Below are 20,194 nucleotides of genomic sequence, written 5' to 3'. Positions count from 1 at the left end.
TCCTTTGAACTACTCAAATATTAAGACGTATGACATCGCCAATGGTCCGGGAATCCGGCTTTCCCTGTTTGTGTCCGGATGCACTCACCACTGCAAGGGATGCTTCAACCAGATGACCTGGGATTTTGACTATGGACAGCCTTTTACAGAGGAAACCATAGACTATATTATGAAACAGATGGCACAGGACTGTTATCAGGGAATCACTCTGCTGGGCGGTGAACCGATGGAACCGGTGAATCAGAAGGGACTGCTTCCGCTGGTTAAGCGGTTTAAGGAGACTTATCCGGAAAAAGACCTCTGGTGCTACACCGGATACCTGTATGATGAAGACCTGCTCGGGCATTTCTGCAAAGTGATGCCGGAAACGGAAGAGTTACTTAAACGCATTGATGTATTGGTAGATGGAGAATTCATACTGGCTAAGAAAGATATTACCTTGCTGTTTAAGGGGTCATCCAATCAGCGTACTATTGATGTACAGCGCTCCCGGAAGGAAGGAAAGATTGTGCTCTGGAAACCGGGCATTACGACAATGAATCCAAAGACGCATCTTTAAAATATGACAAAAAAGACGGGCATAGGGAAAATAGGACATTCCGGTTTTCTCCAGCCCGCTTTTGATTTACTGATTTACAGGAAAATTTATGATAATTACTATACACGATGATTTTAATCTGCAGCGCATCATTGACAGCGGCCAGTGTTTCCGGCCGGTGAAGATTCCGGATGGACGCTATCGTTTCATTACCGGGAAACATCTCCTGCACATACAGGAACTGGGAGACGGGCGGTATGAGGTGGACTGCTCCCGGTGGAACTGGAAGCATACCTGGAAACCGTACTTTGATTTAAATGCCTCCTATGCCGCTATACGCCGTTCCATTCCCGACTCGGATACTTATCTTACCTGGGCAGCAGAGTACAGCCAGGGGATACGCATTCTCAGGCAGGATCCATGGGAAATGCTCATAACGTTTATAATTTCTCAGAGGAAATCCATTCCGGCCATCCGAAGTGCGGTGGAGATGTTGTGTGAAAAGGCAGGAACCCTTTGTGAAGAAGGCGGGGAAAACTTTTATACTTTTCCACGGCCAGGGGAGCTGGCCCGTCTGTCAGAGGAGGACCTCCGGGAATGCTCTCTGGGGTACAGGGCTCCCTACATTTACCAGACAGTGAAACGGGTATGCAGAGAAAAGATACATCTTTCCCAATGGAATAGTCTTCCTGATGAGACACTTATGGAAAAACTTCTGGAATTTCCCGGGGTGGGTATCAAAGTGGCCAACTGCACAGCCCTCTTCGGATTTCATCGCATATCCCGTGCACCGATAGATGTATGGATTGAACGGGTAATCCGGGAACATTATGGAGGCCGAAATCCATTTGTACTCTATCCGGAAACTGCGGGGATTATGCAGCAGTACATGTTTTACTACATCAGAAATGAAAGATGAGCAGAAAAGAAAGGTACGCGAATTGAGGTAAGAGGGGAAAAGACAGGGGGGAGGCAGATTTGCTTTGCGCATCGGCAGGCGGTTGTGCCATACCTATAAGTATAGACACTGCTTAACTGGCCATCCTCATTCTGGCAAATCAGATTATCAGACTAAATGGTTCTGTAACCCCGTGTGGTCTGGGTAATAGAAAAGCAGAAAGAATCAAACGAAAATTGATTCTTTCTGCTTTTCAGTTTTGTCTGAAGTCAGGGAGGGAAACGCTCCCTGTCTGACGTCTGTTTTTTACTTCTTTCCGCCGGCAATCCCCGGATGGGTCATTTCAAATGGGGAAAGGATTTCTTCCATTCTTTCTCTGGTCATGAGTTTTTCACGCATGATGATTTCCTTGACCGGCGTACCCTGGTTATATGCTTCCTTGGCAATAGCAGAGCACTTTTCATATCCCAGATGCGGAAGCAGGGCGGTGATGATACCTACACTGTTATCAACCCACTTCTGGCACTGTTCCTTGTTAGCCTTCAGGTCCTTGAGGAGCAGGTTGGTGAATGTGTTGATGGCATTGGTGAGATAACGGAAGGAATTGAACAGATTGAATGCCAGTACTGGTTCCATAACGTTCAGTTCCAGCTGACCATTTTCTACAGCCATGGTAACGGCCAGATCGTTGCCGATTACATGATAGCAGGTCTGGTCAAGTACTTCGGCGATAACCGGGTTTACCTTGCCTGGCATGATGGAAGAACCTGGCTGACGTGGTGGCAGTTTGATTTCATTGAGGCCGCAGCGTGGGCCGGAGGCCATGAGACGCATATCGTTGGCAATCTTGATGAGGGACAGGGCAGATACCTTCAGTGCAGAGGAAACTTCAGCGAAGCAGTCAGTACTGTTGGTGGTATCAATCAGGTTGGGAGCGGATTCAAACTGGAAACCAACCAGGTCGGACAGAATCGGCGGGAACTTTTTGATATATTCCACTTCCGCATTGAGGCCGGTACCTACTGCGGTGCCGCCCATGTTAATGTTCTGCAGTGCGCCAAGGGAGCGGGTAATTCTCCAGATGCAGCGGCGGACTACCGAGCCGTAAGAAGTCATTTCTTCGCCAAGAGTGATCGGAACCGCATCCTGCAGGTGGGTACGTCCCATCTTGATTACGTCTTCAAATTCCACGCCCTTCTTTTCAAATTCCCGTGCCATATTGATAAGGGCATCGTTCAGAATTTCGGCCTTTCTCAGAATGCAGACCTTGATACTGGTTGGGAAGGCATCGTTAGTGGACTGTGCCATGTTGGCATGGTTGTTTGGGGAGATGATATCATAGCGGCCACGTTCATAGCCGAGAATTTCCAGTGCGCGGTTGCACAAAACTTCGTTCATGTTCATGTTGATGGATGTTCCGGCACCACCCTGAATCGGGTCCAATGGGAACTGATCCAACATTTTGCCGGCAATAATCTCATCGGCAGCCTGTACAATGGCTTTTCCGATTTCCTTTGGCATACGGCCTGTTTCCATGTTGGTCAGGCAGGCAGCCTTCTTTACTGTGGCGATAGCTTTAATGAAATCCGGATCCAGATGCTGTCCGGTAATCTGGAAATTTTGGATGGCACGCATGGTCTGTACACCATAGTAAGCATCATCCGGAACCTGCAGTTCGCCGAGAAAATCGTGTTCAATACGCATTGTAATCTCCTTTGTGAAAATACATATAATTTAATAAATGTATGCTTAATCAATTAATCTTGTAGGTATAATACCACATTTAAGTATAACTATCAACGTCAATGCATATGTTTTAAGGATACACTCTTTTAAGAAGTGCAAATTTGATCAAATAAGTGAATACACAAAAATGTAAGGAACAGAAGACAGCCTGGCAGTATCAGATGGGGATTATTGACATAATATACCCTATGGGGGTATATTATGCACAGGAGGATGCTTTATGGACAAAAAGAAGGAAAATATAAATCATACGGATGAAAATTGCTGTAAGCGGCATACCTGGCGGAACGACGAAGAAAAGAAACGGCTTCTTTCCCGGCTTCGCCGCATAGAAGGCCAGATAAGAGGATTGGAAAAAATGGTAGAGAATGATGCATACTGCCCGGATATCCTTATGCAGTCTTCAGCGGCTGCCTGCGCTATTCACAGCTTTAACCGACAGCTTCTGGAAGCCCATATCCGGGGCTGCGTGACCGAGGAAATCCGTGAAGGCGGCGAAGGTAAGGTGGACGAACTCTGTAATATGCTGCAGAAGCTGATGAAATAACCGAAGCAGTTGCAGTAATGATAAGAAGGTGATTTATTTGAAAAAATATATAGTAACGGGCATGACCTGCTCTGCCTGCCAGGCGCATGTGGAAAAGGCGGTATCGGCGGTACCGGGAGTAAAATCGGTAGCGGTATCCCTTCTCACCAATTCCATGGGAGTGGAGGGAAATGCGTCAGATGAAGCTATAGAGGAGGCGGTGGAAAAAGCAGGGTATGGGGCCCGCCCGCTGGAGGCAGAGAAAAAAAGCGGAGCGGCAGCTCAGCTTCGCGCCGGAGAAGAGGCATTAAAGGACAGGGAAACTCCGAAACTGAAACGCCGGCTGTTGCTGTCCATTATTTTTCTTCTGCTCCTTATGTCCATAACCATGGGACATAATATGCTGGGCATGCCGCTTCCTGATTTCCTTGATGGAAATTATGCGGGGCTTGCGGTTCTGCAGATGCTGCTGGCCCTCATAGTGATGCAGATTAATCATGCATTCTTTGCCTCCGGAACCCGTTCCTTTCTTATGGGAGCGCCTAATATGGACACTCTGGTGGCGTTGGGATCCGGTATATCCTTTCTCTGGTCGCTGACAGTATTATTTAAAATAACTGTGGCGGTTTCGCAGGGCGCTCCGGTTTCCCTGGTGGAGGACCTGTATAGGAATCAGCTGTATTTTGAATCGGCTGCCATGATTCCGGCCCTGATTACGGTGGGGAAGATGCTGGAATCCATGTCCAAAGGAAGGACTACCGATGCGCTGAAACAGCTCATGAAAATTGCACCGAAAACCGCGGTGGTGGAAAGAGACGGTAAAGAAGTCACCATTGCCGCCGACGAAGTGCAGCCGGGGGATATTCTGGCCGTACGCCCCGGGGAATCCATCCCTGCGGATGGCATTATCCTTTCCGGAGAAACCTCGGTGGATGAATCGGCACTTACCGGAGAATCCGTACCGGTAGATAAAGGCGAAGGGGATAAGGTCAGTGCAGCTACCCACAATACCTCCGGATTTATCCGGGTAAAAGCCCTCAGAGTAGGGGAAGACACCGGATTCGCCCAGATTATCCGCATGGTCAGCGATGCGGCGGCTACCAAAGCGCCGATTGCCCGCATTGCCGATAAGGTATCTGCTGTATTTGTGCCGGCGGTCATTGGCATCGCTGTCGTAGTTACCATCGTGTGGCTCATGCTGGGCGCCAGTCTGGCAGAAGCTCTGACTTATGGCATCAGCGTTCTGGTTATTTCCTGTCCATGTGCCCTGGGGCTAGCTACTCCAGTGGCCATCATGGTGGGCAATGGGGTGGGAGCCAGAAACGGCATTCTCTTCAAAACCAGCGAAGCACTGGAAAATGCGGGGAAAATACAGATTGTGGCATTGGATAAGACCGGTACCATTACCGAGGGAAAACCGCAGATTACGGATATCCTTCCGGCCGCCGGTCTGTCAGAGAAAGAATTTCTTTCCCTGGCGTATGCTCTGGAAAGCCCGTCGGAACATCCGTTGGCCAGAGCGGTGACGGAGAAGGCGGAAGCCCTGGGCCTTTTGAAACGGGAAATTACCGGATTCAGAAATCTTCCGGGACATGGGATTTCCGGCACCGTGGAAGGTCATGCTCTTATGGGTGGGTCCCTGTCTTTCATTTCTTCCCGCATCTCTATTTCTGACACCGTTCGGAAAGAGGCAGAACGACTGGCAGAGGAAGGAAAGACACCCCTTCTCTTTGTAAGGGATGATGAATATCTGGGCATGCTCGGGGCGGCTGACGTAATCAAGTCCGATTCCGCTCAGGCGATTCAGGAACTTCGGAACATGGGAATTGAAACCATCATGCTCACTGGCGACAACGAGAAGACCGCTCGTGCCATTGCAAAAATGGCCGGTGTGGATTCCGTCATTGCCGGAGTACTTCCCGATGGGAAAGAAGCGACAATCCGGAATCTGCAGAAACGAGGACGCACGGCCATGGTGGGCGATGGTATCAATGATGCGCCGGCACTGGTCCGGGCAGATACAGGTATTGCCATCGGTACCGGTACTGATGTGGCAGTAGATTCGGCGGATATCGTTCTTATGAATTCCCGGCTCACTGATGTGTCAGCCGCCGTACGCCTCAGCCGGAAGACGCTGAAAAATATCTACGAAAATCTTTTCTGGGCTTTTGCGTACAATGTACTGCTTATCCCCATGGCGGCTGGGCTGTATCCGGGAATCCACATGAATCCTATGTGGGGAGCAGCGGCTATGTCCATTTCCAGCGTCACCGTGTGCCTGAATGCGCTGCGGCTGAACTGGACGGATGTTCATAATTCCAGGCATGATAAACCGTTGCGTCATCGGGCAGCCCGGGAAAAGACAGTCGAAACGCCGGAAGAAAGGCGAATGACCATCCAGGTGGATGGTATGATGTGCGGTCATTGTGAAAACCGGGTGAAGGGGGCATTGGAAAAGATTTCCGGGATTAAGGAGGCGCATGCCGATCATGCCCGGGGAGAAGTGCAGATTATCTGCCACAGAAATGTGGAGGAAAAATCAATAGAAGAAGCCATTACCCAGGCTGGATATGTTTATAAAGGGACAATCCCTGATAAGGAGGAAAACAAAATGAAAGAAACAGTAAAAATTGAAGGAATGATGTGTGGTCATTGTGAAGCCACAGTAAAGAAAGCACTGGAAGCACTGGACGGAGTGGAACAGGCTGAAGTATCTCACGAAAAAGGAGAAGCGGTGCTGACTCTCTCCCACGCCGTAGCCGATAAGGACATTCAGGCGGCAGTAGAAGGAAAAGATTATAAATTCCTTGGCATTGAAAAATAAGAAGAACGGAATATAAGCATGACAAAAAACTCCATTTTTCCGGAAAATTCGGAAAAATGGAGCTTTTGTCATGTCAGATATATCAGCGATTCATGAGAGACTCTACATCCTTTTCGTTCAGCACCGGGATGCCAAGTTTCGTGAGGGCTGCGGCCAGGAGTCCCTGCCCGGGAACGAGGTGATGGGAAAAGGTTCCATCGTAGATTTCCCGGTTTCCGCAGGTGGGACTTTTAGCCTTGAGTACAGCCAGGTCTACAGATTTTCCCCTAAGCTGCTGAATCACCCGGTCCACGCCCTTCTGATAAATGGCGGTAAGATCCATCCCCTTTTCGTTGATGACCCGCCCTTTACAGAGTTCCACCGGAGGTCGGGGAACCGGCATGCCGGAAAGGACTTCCGGGCATACGGGGATGACCTGTTTATCCCGAAGAAAAGCGTGGACGGCGGAATTGTCGTTGTTTCCGCCATTATATTTTACGTTGTGTCCCAGGAGACAGGCGCTGACCAGTACAGTACATGGTTTCATGAGCTCCTCCTTCAGCGGAAAACCGGTATCCGGGCGCGGCATGGACGCTCTTTAATTTCTGTTGCCGGATACCCCACGGCTACAGCAAATTCTGGATGATATCCTTTCGGAAGATCCATGCGGGGTAACCATGAACTATCTTCTTTCCGGTTTTTCAGGTTGCGGATAAAACTGTATACACAGACCGAAGCCAGTCCCAGATTGGTAGCCTCCAGATGAATATTTTCCGCAATAATTCCTGCATTAAGCTTTATCGAATCATCTAATGCGCCATCTCTGGACATAATCAGGAATACCAGAGGCGCATCAAATACAGGATTTCCCCGCCCGGTGATTTTCTCATCTTCTGCAGCCAGCGAAGAAAGAATGTCAGAATCCGTGATAACCGCTATGGCATAATGCGAGAAATCCGCCTTGCCGACAGGCGAACACTCTCCGGCACGCACCATCTTATTAATCAGAGTCTCCGGAATCTCCTTATTCTGAAACTGGCGAACAGAACGCCGCAAAGACAGAACCTGTTCAAAATCCATAAGCCACCTCCTGAAATATATATTCAGTATAGCATGGAGAACACAGTGTTTAATTTTTCTCCCCATGGGGCTGCTATAATGGATATAATATGCAGGAGGAATCACGATTATGTCGGATATACAGCATTTACCGGATGGGATTTATGAGGAAGTAGTCTCTCAATCCTTAGAGGAAAAGATAAAAAAGGCACTGGCCGATAAAACCATATGGGCGAATTTTGAAGATTTGGACAGTCATGAGGCAGTACCCTATTTAGCAAAATATTTAGAAAAACTGGTCAGACTGACATTGAAGGATATTGCAGATGAGGACAGAACGGGAAAAGAGTCCAAGCAGAGAGAAGTATCGGTTATCAACCGGCTGATTCAGGAATTGGTCCAACAGGCCGATGTTCTGCAAGGGAAAGAAGAAGTGGTAAAAGAGAACTTTCTGCTTACCTCATTGGAACATCGACGGAATAAGATTAAGGAACAGGAATGGGTACGCCCAGAGACTCCGTTGACCAGGTCATTCCTTTTTACCAATGATAAGGCGGAAGCTTCTATGGCATCGGAACTGAGTCGGGAAATATTATCTTCTGACCGAATAGATTTCCTTGTCTCGTTCATTAAGTTTTCCGGGCTCACTATGATACTTCCTGATTTGCGGCGCTTTACGGAACGAGGGGGCCAGCTCCGTGTCATCACTACCACTTATATGGGGGCTACCGATGCCAAGGCTGTAAAGGTGTTGACTGAATTGCCTAATACCGAAGTCCGTATGTCTCATGATACGGATCGGACCCGGCTTCATGCTAAAGCCTATATGTTCCATCGGAATAGTGGATTTTCTACGGCCTATGTGGGGTCGTCTAATTTGTCTCATGCAGCCATTGCGGATGGATTGGAATGGAATATGAAAATTGCCAAACAGGATATGCCGGAAGTTATGCGGAAAATGGAAGCCTCCTTTGAAGGATACTGGCATTCTCCTGGGTTTAATACGGTTCATACAGAGGATATAGAGGCTCTGGAAGCAGAAATTGATGCGGTAAGAAATCGTGGCAAGACGGGAAGTCAGGGGCGCTATTATTTCGAAATCAAACCTTATACATATCAGCAGGCAATTTTGGATGCTTTATGGGCGGAACGGATTGACAGGAACCATTGGAAAAATCTGGTAGTAGCAGCTACCGGTACAGGAAAAACTGCAATTTCTGCCTTTGATTATCGGTCGTTCTGTGAACGGCAGAAAAAGGAGGGAAAGACAGCCAGGCTTCTTTTTGTTGCCCACCGAAAGGAAATCTTGGAACAGAGCATACAGTGTTTTCGTCAGGCACTAAAGAACCCTCAGTTTGGGAATCTGGCAGTAGGTGAATATAAGGCAAAGCGGACAGAACATCTCTTTATTTCTGTGCAGACATTGAACAGTCTTAAACTTTGGGAAAAGATGAATCCAGCCTATTATGACATGGTTATTGTGGACGAATTCCATCATGCGGCAGCAGCTTCTTACCAGAAACTTCTGTCGTATTTTAAGCCTAAGATTTTACTTGGACTCACCGCTACACCGGAACGTATGGATGGAAAGAGTATCTTGAAATATTTTGATGGCCACCTGGCAGCAGAGATTCGACTGCCTGATGCGATTGAAAAGCGGCTTCTTTGCCCATTTCATTACTTTGGAGTGACTGATGCTATTGACTTAACCCATGTGAAATGGACTAATGGTCACTATGATAACGAAGAGTTGACCAGAATTTATGCGTTGGATCACTATACGGCAGATAAACGAGCCGGGCAGATACTCGGTGCATTAGACAGATATACAGCCGATATCCGTGATGTGAAGGCCTTAGGCTTCTGCGTATCTAAGAAACATGCTCATTTTATGGCCGAGTATTTCGAGAAGCATAATATCCCGTCCATGGCGTTGGATGCGGATTCTAAAAAGGAAGAACGAGATTCTGCTTGCACCCAGCTGGCCAGTGGGGAGTTAAAATGTCTTTTTGTAGTGGATTTATTCAATGAAGGCGTGGATATTCCAGAAGTGAATACGGTCCTGTTTTTGCGACCAACCAACAGTATGACTGTATTCCTTCAGCAGTTGGGGAGAGGTCTCCGATTATCTAAAGGGAAAGACTGTCTTACCGTTCTGGATTTTGTGGCGCAGGCTAATACCAAATATGATTTTGCATCCCGTTTTTCTTCACTTCTTGGTAAAAGGCACGTGCAGATTTCTAAGGAAATAAAAAATAAATTCCCGCACGTTCCTAAAGGCTGTTCAATACAGTTGGAAGAAATTGCGGAAAAAAACATACTGGATAATATCCGGAAACGATTGAGGAACAGTGATTTCTATAAGGAACTTGTACAGGAATTATATTGTGCATCAGACCGGCGGGTACCGCATGTACAGGAGTTTTTTAAAGCGGCTGGGATTGAACCGGAAGTTTTCTATAATGGAAAACGGACATTTACCCGCCTTTGCATAGATGCAGGGATTATCCCTCCTTTTTCCGATGAGGAGGGCATGGAAAAAATAGTGGCCAAAGCGATGCCTAAGATTATTTCCATGGATTCACCTAAGTGGATACGATTCATACAGCAGAGTCTGGTACATGGACCCGTTCCTATATCCGCAGTACAAAAGCAATATATAAGGATGTGGCAATACACCCTTTGGATGCAGGATTACGACCAGGCAGGAATGAAATCCCCCTGGGATGCCTTGACACGCCTCTCTGAAATCAAGCCTCTGGCAGAAGAAGTGAATGAGGTGCTGGAGATGCAGTACGGTAGAGTAGATGTTATTCCTATGCAGGAAAATCTACCATATACTTGTGCGCTGGATGTATATTCCACGTATACACGAAATCAGATTTTAGCTGCACTTGGATATGGCAAGCCGGGAAGTGTCAGAGAAGGAGTAAGGTACCTGACCAGTGGGAACAGCGACGTAGTTACCGCAGGGACAGATGTGCTTTTAATCACATTAAACAAGACGGAGAAGGAATTTTCACAGACCACTTTATATGAGGATTATGCGATAGATAAAAATCTTTTCCATTGGCAGAGTCAGAATAAGATACGGCCTGAGTCAGCCACTGGACAGAGATATATACATCAGCGGGAAAAGGGAAATATTGTATTGCTCTTTGTGCGGAGTGCCAAAGTAGATGCGTATAAACGATCTATGCCATATACTTTCCTTGGGGCAGCGGATATCGCCAGCTGGCAGGGGAGTCAGCCTATGAGCATCATATATAAGCTCAGACATCCAATTCCGGCTAAGTACCTTAGGGAAACAGCGGCTAGCGGAGTTATCTGAACCAGTTCTTATAATTTATAATATAGTGTATCAATAAAAAGAAACCACACCAGAATGATATACATCTGGCAGTGGCTTCTTTTTAATTATTGGTTTACAAAAACGATATATAGATTTTATATTATTATACTATTTGTATTAAAAGAGTTATAATTTTCCCGGAGAAGGAGGGGTGGAGGTAAGGTTGTTTGAAGTAAGAAGAATGTGAGTCCTGTAATTGACCCGGCAGGAATGGCGTTCTATGTGGGAAACTGATGTGAGGCATGTGTACGATACCTGCTGTTATACAGGAAAGTGTACTGTCAGATTTCAGAAAGTTAACGGAGAAGGCTCCGGCGTTCCCTGCCGATTAACCCATGCCCTTTTCGGTTATCCCTGATAAGGAGATTGTTATGTCTATCCGTAAGAAAATGTTAAAAGCCTGCGTGCTCTCAGCGATGATGTTCTGTATTCCGGCTGTATCCATGGCCTGCACTACGATTCTGGTAGGTAAGGATGCCAGTGTGGATGGTTCCTGGATGGTAGCCCGTGCGGTGGATTCTTCCAATGGTACGGAAAATATGGAATTTATCGTACATCCGAAGAAGACAAATCAGACAGGAAATTTCAAAGCCTATGACAGGGATACTTTTAAGATGGCACTGCCGCAGACCGCTATGGCTTATACGGGAAATCCGGACCTTGGCAATGAAAAGGATGGGTATGGGTACAGTGAAGCCGGTTTCAATGAACTGGGGGTTGGCGAAAGTGCTACGGAAACCATTTATTCCAGCGACAATATGCTGAAAGTGGACCCTTATCTGGAAGATACAGGAATTACAGAAAATGAAATGCTGGACGCTGTTCTTCCCTATGCGAAGTCGGCTAAAGATGGGGTAACCCGGTTAGGACATATGATTGAAACCATGGGTTCCGGAGAAGGTTTTGGCGCTGCCTTTATTGATACGGAAGGCATCTGGTATCTGGAAAATGCAGGGGGACACCAGTGGATGGCTATGAAGTTGCCGTCTGACAAGGTATTTGTTTCTGCCAACGAAGGCCGGCTCAGAACTTATGATCCTGCGGATAAGGAAAATTACATGGCTTCTCCTACCGTAATTTCCTTTGCGGAAAAGAATGGCCTGTATAATCCGAAAGACGGGGCATTTGATTTCCATAAGGCTTACTTTGAAGAACGAAAGAATGATGAAACGTATAACTACCCGAGAGTATGGCGCCTGCAGCATCTGATTAATCCGTCCATGACTACGACAGTTGCTGACAGTGGTACTACGGCAGCTCCGGTGCTGATTACTCCATCCAGAAAACTGTCAGTGGAAGATTTGAAGGCTCTGGAAAGAGATCACTACAACGGCACTGAACATGATCCGTATGCTAACGCAAATCCTAATGAACCGTATCGCCCGATTTCCGTTATGCGCTGCGAAGAAGTGCATATCCTGACGGTACGTCCGGACCTGCCGGCAGCTATCGGATCAGTCAACTATATGGAATACGGCATGGCCGACCTGGGATTGTTCCTGCCGTTCTATCAGGGCCTCACCAGTGTACCGGATGCCTATCATGCGGGAGAAACCCCTCTGAATGAAAAGGCAGCCAGCTGGATTTACAGAAAACCGCAGGTACTGGCTATGACCAATTACAACAAGTATGCACCTATAGTAAAGAAGACCTACGCAGACTATGAAGCCAAAGTAGCTAAAGAACAGGCCGAAATGGAGAAACAGTATCTGGCGGTGTATAAGGATAATCCGATTCAGGCGCAGGCTATTCTTCAGAATTTTGAAGATAAGACCCTCACCGGCGGTCTCCAGGTGGCAGAAGAACTGACACATACCCTGATGGCACAGATTCTGAAGGATACAGAAAGTGCTTATCATTTTGAAGGATTCTGAAAAAAGACAGGGATGAGTGACGAGATTTGAGGGGAAGGCTTGATGGATTCAGTTAATCAAGTGAGGATGAGCTGATGCTCATGGGCTGTAACCTTCAGCTCAGGGTTGTGACTTAACGTCCAAAGGCCGGAACTGTGAGAAAGTAAAAACTTTTTCCTGGAATGGATTTTACGAATGGTCACATGGTAAAAAAGCAGAAAGAATCTGACTGATTTCCAGATTCTTTCTGCTTTTTGTCATTCTGTAAATGGATTATCCTGTTTTATCCTGCAAAGCAGGATGTTTTATACCATTCTGAGAATTCTGAAGGACTCTTGCGACCTCGAGCCGAAGGCTTGCCGTTTCGAGTAGATGAGCGCCGCTCATTTTTGCTCGCTTTCCTGAATGAACTCCACGGTTCCAAGATAGTTGCCTTTTTCATCCCGCATGGCGGCATAGGTTACAGTGACCATTTTGCCGTCTTTGGGGAAGGTACGGACCTGCTTGTCGCTGGATCCTTCTTTAAACTGACGGATCATGCGTTCCACCATGGGCTTGATATATGGCGGATGACAGTCATAGGTGGGGCGGTTCAGGGTAGACAGAGGACGGGAGAATACCCGGTCGGTATTCTTATAGAATCGGTTGATTTCCTGTTCATCGATAACTGTAATATCCAGGGGAAGCAGAGAAAGTATGGATTTCATCTGCGCCATGGTCAGGGTCCCGGCCGGGCTTTTTACGCCATCGCCGGAGAATGACAGGGTTCCGTCCTGAATAGCTTCTGTTTCATTCTGGGAAGCCTTCCGGCGGGAAAGTACTTCGTCCCCGTGTGGCCAGCTGGGTATTTCCTGAATAAAGGCAGGCCCCATTTCATGGAGATCCCGGTATACATCCACCCATTCTTCATCGGTAAAATGGGACAGGCAGAGTGGAAAGAGGATATGTTCTTCCTTGTAAATCATTTCTTTCATCCGGGTAATTACTGCCTTTATGGTCTCTTTGAGAGCAGATACCTCTTCTCTTGTCAGTCGGTGGAGAATGCGGGAAAGGTCCATGCGGATTTCATCATCTACACCCCACATGACTTCCGAGGGGCCGGTTACGCCGTAACGCACCAGTACCGTCATGAGAAGCTCCTCTTTTTTACTGTAGAGAACACGCACTTTTTTCAGTGTTTTCAGAGATTCTATGATACGCACTTTGTCGCCTTTGAACAGAAGGACAGACAGGAGGTCCAGCTCTTTGGTCAGTGCTGTATTTTCATGGAAGAAATAGTCTACCGGATGACCGGATGGAATCTGGGACAGCCCGGCTTTCTGCTTTCTTTTTTCTTCAGACAGGATTTCCATTTCTGTGCGGCCGTGGAATAAGGTGGAGTGAAGGTCGCAGAGCTTGCGGATACGGGCTGGATCTTCTCCTTCGGCGATAAGGCTCTGTTCGGCTTTCATGATGTCGTGAGCGGATACCTGGCCGAAGTCTGTGACAAAGTCTTTTCGCACCGATTCAAAATCTTCACCGGCACCGAGCCGTTTGAGAAGCTGTTTGATTTTTTCTGCATGGCTCTGTATTTCCGCCTGCTGTTCTGACTCTGTGGCAGGTGGCGCATCTTTTACGGTAAGACCGCGGGAAGCAAAGGCTCTGATGATGGTTTCCATGGGAATACCCATCATGGCAGCACCCTTGGGGATGGTCATGACGCGGCCCATAACCTTGAGAGCCATCGGGCTGGTGATTTTTGAAAAACCAAGGGAAGCCAGTACATCTTTTACTTCCGGGAATTCCTGAACCAGGTCATATACGGTTTTATTCAGATCTACAATTTTATCCATAGATTTATCCTTTTCTTATATGAATATGATGGAAATATCTCCCTTTTAGTATAAGGGAATATGGCAATGTACACAATACTTATCCACTTTATACTATCTCGGCTCAGGTCAGGGGAAAGGGGCAGGGGATTTCTTGACGTGCAGAGCGGTAGGGGCATACAATAAAATCGATAAAGTTTACATTTGTGAAATCAGAGCAGTCAGAGTACGAATCGGACGTGGAAACTAGCAGCAGATGGTGCTTCTTCCTTAAAAGAGACACTATCTGGTATAAAAATAAATCAGATGGGCAGGAAGGAGTTCTGCATGGGGACGCACATAGATAACCAGGCATTGGAAAAAATTCCCTTTGGGGTTCTGGTGTTTGATAGCAGAGATTATAATCATATTCTGTTTGCCAGCCGACGGGCAGCACAGGTGTGGGACTGCCAGGATGAAGAGGAGCTTCTGGCATACTGGAATGCAGGGCTTTCTCATGGTATATATCCGGGAGATATGGATCGGGTATTTCAGGATATATCGCAGGTGTCTGACGGAGAAAAGAATGAGTTTCAGATCACGTTCCGTATTCTTACCCGCAAGGGGGCCATGCGCTTTGTCCACATGTCCGGACGGAGAGAGGTGCAGGATGGGCTCATTTATGCCTGTGTAACGGTGCACAATGCGGAAGAATCCGATGTGGACATGCTGACCGGATTGCCGGGACCTATGCAGTTCTCCAGCCATGTGGAGGCACTGTGCCGAAATGGTACTGAGGCAGGGAAATATGCGGTTCTGGCCTTTAATATTGAACGATTCCGACTGATTAATGAACGATTTGGACTCAGGGAGGGCGATCTTTGCCTGAAGCGTCTGGCCGGCATTCTTACCCGGGTTTTTTCCGGTGGGATTGTATGCCGTTATGCGGTGGATACATTTTATGTGTTTACGCAAACCGCACATATGGATGACGCATTGGAAATATACAGGGAACTGTTGAAAAAGCAGATGTCTCCGGAATGGAAATGTGTGGTGAACATCGGGGTGTTTCTCATGCCGTCCAGGGAACTTCCTGTAGGTGTATGTATGAGTCACGCTATGCAGGCCTGCCGCAGCCTGACCGGAACGAACGGGAAACGGATTGCTTATTATGACAGGGCACTGGAAAAGGAGATTGCCTTTGCGCGGTATATTGAAGGACATCTGGAAGAGGCGGTTTCCCGGGGATGGATTAAGGTATATTATCAGCCGGTAGTGAGGCCGGTCAATATGGCACTCTGCAGCATGGAAGCGCTGGCTCGCTGGGAGGATCCGAATTTCGGGTTCCTTGTTCCGGGACAATTCATTCCCATATTGGAAGAAAAGAAGCAGATTCATAAACTGGACCGGGCTATGATATCCCTTGTCTGCCGGGAATATGAAAAGCGGGTAAGCCAGGGGAAAGAGGTAGTTCCTGTTTCTTTTAATTTGTCGCGATATGATTTCCTTACCGGGGACATTGTGTCGTTTATTGAAGATGAAGTGCGGACGCATCATGTGCCCAAAGATATGATTCATGTGGAAATCACGGAATCGATGATGGTCAGCGAAGTGGAAGTAATTGCATCAGCGGTCAGGAGGCTTCATGAAGCGGGCTATCAGGTGTGGATGGACGATTTTGGCAGCGGGTATTCGTCGTTGAATCTGCTGAAGGATTATGACTTTGACAAGATTAAGCTGGATATGAAGTTCTTCTCCACCTTCACACAGAAATCGAAGCACATCGTTATGACCATGGTGCGGATGATCAAGGAGCTCCACAGTCAGACCCTGGCAGAAGGGGTAGAGACAGCGGAGGAATTTGAGTTTCTGAAGCGGATTGGCTGTGAACGTGCGCAGGGATATTACATTGGAAAACCGGCACCATATGATGCGACACTGGAACAGGTAAAGAAACTGGGCGTGCAGATTGAGCCAAGGCGCATCCGCCGGTTCATAGATAAGGCGATAAAGGTGGATTTTCAGCAGGATACCCCATTGGCTCTTGCCGAACTTAATGGACAGACGCTGACACCGCTGTATATCCGACAGGACTATAAGAAGCTGCTGGATGAGCTTTGTAAAATTACCGGTAGAAAACTCAGGGTGGAAGAACCATCTGCACCATGGGGACAGACCATTGATTTCCTGCAGACCTTGAAACAGGAAGGCAGTGAAGGCGTCACTTATATGGCTCATGGATATATCTATATCCGGCTGGAAGCACGGGTTGTATCGGTTCTTAAAGGGGAAGACCGCCGTCTGTATGCCTGCAGTCTTACCATGGTGAAAAGCAGGGGAAACCGGTATTCGCAGATGGGGGAAGCGGTGGCTAGAAATATCAGTCAGATTTTCCGATATGCGTCAATTGTGTCGGTGCCGGAGAATAAAATACAGGTTGTTTTCAATTACACCGGGGTACCCGAGGGACTGCTGGCAGGGACCAATCTGTCAGAATGGACGCAGAGGGGATATCGCCGGCTGATTCATCCTATGGATCAGGATCGGTATGCTGCATTTGTTGATCGGGAAAAACTGAAGAAAGCACTGCAGGGAAGACAGTATGTGGCCGGGCTTTTCCGTACCCGGGCTGATGATGGAAGTTATCCATGGCGAATCCATATTATTGCCAGATTCTCAGACCCGGACAGACAGCTGCTCTACCTTACATCGGCCATTACCTTTGATTCGCAGGATGTGGTGGCGGCGATGTATGAAAACAGCAGCAAGGGACAGGCATCCAATCCACGAGATGCGGTACTGCTCCGGGCAGAACTATGGGATTCCCTGGTGGATTTCATGCCATTCAAATTCTTCTGGAAAGACAGAGAGCACCGGTTCCTGGGGGCAAGTCACAGCTTCCTTACTTACTATGGAGTGTCTTTGAAAGATATTGTGGGTAAGAAAGAAGAAGAAATTGGAAACTGGGTTATTGACCGCCGGCTGTATATAGATGATGAAGACCAGTGTATGCAGGAAGGAAAAGCTATTATGAATACAGAGGGGCAGGTTACGGTGGGTGGCATGTCCCGGCATATTTATTCCTCTAAGATTCCTGTATTCACCAATGGAGAGGTTATCGGGCTGATTGGCTATTTTTTCAGCGAGGAGGAAATGAAGGCGGTAGAGGCACAGCGTCAGCGGTTGCTTACCGTGGACTCGCTGACCGGAGTGATGAATCATAATGGGTTGGCCGGAGAGGTGTACCGTTTTGCCCGGTCGTATCATCAGCTGGGGGTTGATTTTGCACTGGCGGACATTCACATTCGGGGGATGGATGAAATCTGGTCCTCCTATGGGGAAAGGTTTACACAGCTTGTGGTGAAGCATATTACCGGAACTCTGCAGCAGGTGCTGGGAAATCATGGGGAGCTGGCCCGGCTGTCAGAAGACCAGTTCCTGGCGATTATCCATTTTCGTAAACGGGATGAAATTACGGAATGGATGGAAAAGATTAAAGAGGCAGTATGGAATATCCATGAGGTGGACAATATATCCATTACTGTACAGGCAGAATGCCGGGGAGCACCTTTCAGTGAGCAGGGCGTGGAAATCATGTGGCAGGCTATCATGGAAGGAATAAAACGATTTTCTGCTGACAGGGCAGAACAGACATTACGGCCGTGAAATAACTCTGGAAATCAGAGACATCCGGATTGTGATCATACCCGTAGCAGATATCAGTGTAGATGAGGTGTAAGTTATGAAGGAAAAATGGCATGGAGACGATGAGCAGGAAGCCGGCATGATGCCAATTCATCAGGACCTGGAAAGGCTTCCCGGAGGAATTATCATTTATCGGGTGAGTGAATCCTATGAAATTCTCTATGCGAACCGCAAGGCCGCAGAGATCTGGGGTTGCACCAGTGGAAAGGAACTGATGGACTTCCTGGGGGCATCGATGCTGAAGGCGGCCTTGCCAGCTGATGTAAAGCGTGCAGAAATGGAAATGATACAGCAGTTCAGGCAGGTGCAGGGCGGCGTGGGCAATGTGGAATTTCGTACCCGTTCCCGGGATGGACAGATTCAGGAAGTGGAAATCTTCGGACGAGTGGAAGAAGATGAACGGCTGGGGAAGCTGATATATGCCAGCGTGTATAAAAAACAGCTGGCCCGGTCTAATATCGACCGGCTTACTGGCTTTTCCGGACATACGCAGTTTATAAGACGGGTCCAGGATATTCTGGAAATGGATCAGGATTTGCCGGATCGGGAGCCCCGGGTATTTATATTTCTCAATGTAGAGGGATTCCGTTTGCTCAATGAACGATTTGGTATGGAGGCAGGAGATGACTGTATTCGTCTGCTGGCCGAGCTGCTCGTGCATGCTTTCCCCGGGGATCCGGTAGTACGGTATTCCGTTGATCATTTCTGCCTTCTCACCAGTAAAAAGAATGTGGAAACCGAAATTTCCGGGATACGCAGTATGGTTCAGAAACATCATCCGGAGTGGCATCTTATCCTGGATGCAGGGATTTATGAGGTGCCTGCTGGAGAGATTCAGGCCAGTGTCTGCATGAGCTGTGCGGAAGAGGCCTGCCGTAGCGTTTATCGGGATATGGAACGGGACACGGCCTGGTATGACAGTCGTATGGCGAGGCAGCAGGCCATGGAGCGATATGTGGCAGCACATATTGATGAGGCAGTAGAGAAGGGGTGGATTCATGTTTTCTACCAACCGGTGATACGTACAGTCACTGATTCTATCTGTAGTATGGAAGCGCTGGCCCGCTGGATTGATCCGCAGCATGGTATGCTTCGCCCGGCAGAGTTTATTCCGGTACTGGAAAAGACAAAGCAGATTATCAAACTGGACAAATATATGGTGCAGAGCATCTGCCAGGAATATGAAAGCCGGATAAATCAGGGGAAGACGGTTCTCCCGGTTTCCTTTAACCTGTCTCGTTATGATTTACTGGTAGAAGATATGGTGGATTTTGTCGATGAGCAGGCGAAAAAGTATCGCGTGCCCAAAGATATGCTTTATGTGGAAATCACAGAATCTGTACTGATGGATGACCGGGATGTGATATATGAAACCATTGAAAAATTTCATCAGCTGGGATATGCGGTGTGGATGGATGATTTTGGAAGTCAGTATTCATCGCTGAATCTGCTGAAAGACTATGACTTTGATGAAATCAAGCTAGATATGGATTTCTTTTCTACCTTCTCTGATAAATCAAGAAAAATCGTTAAGTCTGTCGTGTCTATGGCGAAACGGCTGCATACCCATACGCTGGCAGAAGGAATTGAGACGGAAGAAGAGTATAGATTTCTGAAGAGCATAGGCTGTGAAAAGGTGCAGGGATATGTGCTGGCACGGCCGGATTCTTATGACCGGATTCTGGAAGCAATGCAGAAAAGAAAACTGCCTGTAGAGATGCGGAAGGATAAGGGGCTTTATGAAAAGGCAGGGCGGGCAGATTTCCTGACACCAGGACCATTCTGTGTAGTGGAAACGGATGGAGAATCGGTACGGTATCTGTACATTAATCCGGAATATCTGAGCATTTTGAAAATGCTGGGGGGGGCACTGAGGAAGAAGTCGCGCATCGTATTTTGCATTCGCTGGAAGGAATAAAATGGG

General features: G+C 47.6%; 12 protein-coding genes. 8 read left to right on the top strand and 4 right to left on the bottom strand.

What is annotated here, in order from left to right:
- Window positions 1-4 precede the first annotated feature (4 nt).
- The gene (gene nrdG, locus BLQ79_RS00960; protein ID WP_091362879.1) at window positions 5-559 is read left to right on the top strand and encodes an anaerobic ribonucleoside-triphosphate reductase activating protein; all 555 of its coding nucleotides are present in this window, start codon (window positions 5-7) and stop codon (window positions 557-559) included.
- Between the two features lie 88 nt (window positions 560-647).
- Window positions 648-1,457, top strand: a complete 810-nt coding sequence (locus BLQ79_RS00955; RefSeq protein ID WP_091362878.1) for a DNA-3-methyladenine glycosylase family protein — start codon at window positions 648-650, stop codon at window positions 1,455-1,457.
- A 285-nt stretch (window positions 1,458-1,742) separates the two neighbouring features.
- Here the strand turns inward: BLQ79_RS00955 and BLQ79_RS00950 are convergent, their stop codons facing one another.
- A complete protein-coding gene (locus BLQ79_RS00950; protein ID WP_091362876.1) occupies window positions 1,743-3,140 on the bottom strand; it encodes an aspartate ammonia-lyase in 1,398 nt (465 codons plus the stop codon).
- 262 nt (window positions 3,141-3,402) lie between these two features.
- On the opposite strand from BLQ79_RS00950, the gene BLQ79_RS00945 reads away from it, so the two are divergent.
- Together BLQ79_RS00945 and BLQ79_RS00940 are read left to right on the top strand one after the other, a co-directional pair.
- A complete protein-coding gene (locus tag BLQ79_RS00945; RefSeq protein WP_091362874.1) occupies window positions 3,403-3,729 on the top strand; it encodes a metal-sensing transcriptional repressor in 327 nt (108 codons plus the stop codon).
- Window positions 3,730-3,766: 37 nt separating this feature from the next.
- Window positions 3,767-6,532 (top strand): heavy metal translocating P-type ATPase, encoded by a 2,766-nt coding sequence (locus BLQ79_RS00940; RefSeq protein ID WP_091362873.1) that lies wholly within the window; start codon window positions 3,767-3,769, stop codon window positions 6,530-6,532.
- An 82-nt stretch (window positions 6,533-6,614) separates the two neighbouring features.
- Here BLQ79_RS00940 and BLQ79_RS00935 read toward each other — a convergent pair whose 3' ends face one another.
- Together BLQ79_RS00935 and BLQ79_RS00930 are read right to left on the bottom strand one after the other, a co-directional pair.
- Entirely contained in the window at window positions 6,615-7,058 is a 444-nt protein-coding gene (locus BLQ79_RS00935; protein ID WP_091362871.1) for a DUF523 domain-containing protein, read from the bottom strand.
- A gap of 11 nt (window positions 7,059-7,069) precedes the next feature.
- Window positions 7,070-7,591 carry a nitroreductase family protein gene (locus BLQ79_RS00930; RefSeq protein ID WP_159427810.1) on the bottom strand — a complete coding sequence of 174 codons (522 nt, stop codon included), beginning with the start codon at window positions 7,589-7,591 and terminating at the stop codon, window positions 7,070-7,072.
- A 109-nt stretch (window positions 7,592-7,700) separates the two neighbouring features.
- On the opposite strand from BLQ79_RS00930, the gene BLQ79_RS00925 reads away from it, so the two are divergent.
- Both BLQ79_RS00925 and BLQ79_RS00920 read left to right on the top strand, forming a co-directional pair.
- Entirely contained in the window at window positions 7,701-10,901 is a 3,201-nt protein-coding gene (locus tag BLQ79_RS00925; protein ID WP_091362866.1) for a DUF3427 domain-containing protein, read from the top strand.
- 392 nt (window positions 10,902-11,293) lie between these two features.
- Entirely contained in the window at window positions 11,294-12,796 is a 1,503-nt protein-coding gene (locus BLQ79_RS00920) for a C69 family dipeptidase (RefSeq protein WP_200779795.1), read from the top strand.
- 362 nt (window positions 12,797-13,158) lie between these two features.
- Here the strand turns inward: BLQ79_RS00920 and BLQ79_RS00915 are convergent, their stop codons facing one another.
- Window positions 13,159-14,607 (bottom strand): DUF438 domain-containing protein, encoded by a 1,449-nt coding sequence (locus BLQ79_RS00915; protein ID WP_091362864.1) that lies wholly within the window; start codon window positions 14,605-14,607, stop codon window positions 13,159-13,161.
- A gap of 306 nt (window positions 14,608-14,913) precedes the next feature.
- On the opposite strand from BLQ79_RS00915, the gene BLQ79_RS00910 reads away from it, so the two are divergent.
- Together BLQ79_RS00910 and BLQ79_RS00905 are read left to right on the top strand one after the other, a co-directional pair.
- Window positions 14,914-18,231: an EAL domain-containing protein gene (locus tag BLQ79_RS00910; RefSeq protein WP_159427809.1), complete on the top strand. Its 3,318-nt coding sequence runs from the start codon at window positions 14,914-14,916 to the stop codon at window positions 18,229-18,231.
- A 76-nt stretch (window positions 18,232-18,307) separates the two neighbouring features.
- Window positions 18,308-20,188 carry an EAL domain-containing protein gene (locus tag BLQ79_RS00905; protein WP_091362859.1) on the top strand — a complete coding sequence of 627 codons (1,881 nt, stop codon included), beginning with the start codon at window positions 18,308-18,310 and terminating at the stop codon, window positions 20,186-20,188.
- Window positions 20,189-20,194: the final 6 nt, after the last annotated feature.

Source organism: Dialister histaminiformans (assembly GCF_900103425.1).
In the GTDB taxonomy this organism is placed as follows: Bacteria; Bacillota; Negativicutes; order Veillonellales; family Dialisteraceae; genus Allisonella; species Allisonella histaminiformans.
The sequence above is the reverse complement of the archived record's forward strand: the minus strand, read 5'-3'. Positions and strand labels throughout refer to the sequence as shown.

What these genes read in the sequence shown, in the direction of transcription:
- BLQ79_RS00955 (WP_091362878.1), top strand. Translation starts at nt 648, where the DNA reads ATGATAATTACTATACACGATGATTTTAATCTGCAGCGCATCATTGAC.
- BLQ79_RS00950 (WP_091362876.1), bottom strand. Translation starts at nt 3,140, where the DNA reads ATGCGTATTGAACACGATTTTCTCGGCGAACTGCAGGTTCCGGATGAT.
- BLQ79_RS00945 (WP_091362874.1), top strand. Translation starts at nt 3,403, where the DNA reads ATGGACAAAAAGAAGGAAAATATAAATCATACGGATGAAAATTGCTGT.
- BLQ79_RS00935 (WP_091362871.1), bottom strand. Translation starts at nt 7,058, where the DNA reads ATGAAACCATGTACTGTACTGGTCAGCGCCTGTCTCCTGGGACACAAC.
- BLQ79_RS00930 (WP_159427810.1), bottom strand. Translation starts at nt 7,591, where the DNA reads ATGGATTTTGAACAGGTTCTGTCTTTGCGGCGTTCTGTTCGCCAGTTT.
- BLQ79_RS00925 (WP_091362866.1), top strand. Translation starts at nt 7,701, where the DNA reads ATGTCGGATATACAGCATTTACCGGATGGGATTTATGAGGAAGTAGTC.
- BLQ79_RS00920 (WP_200779795.1), top strand. Translation starts at nt 11,294, where the DNA reads ATGTCTATCCGTAAGAAAATGTTAAAAGCCTGCGTGCTCTCAGCGATG.
- BLQ79_RS00915 (WP_091362864.1), bottom strand. Translation starts at nt 14,607, where the DNA reads ATGGATAAAATTGTAGATCTGAATAAAACCGTATATGACCTGGTTCAG.
- BLQ79_RS00910 (WP_159427809.1), top strand. Translation starts at nt 14,914, where the DNA reads ATGGGGACGCACATAGATAACCAGGCATTGGAAAAAATTCCCTTTGGG.
- BLQ79_RS00905 (WP_091362859.1), top strand. Translation starts at nt 18,308, where the DNA reads ATGAAGGAAAAATGGCATGGAGACGATGAGCAGGAAGCCGGCATGATG.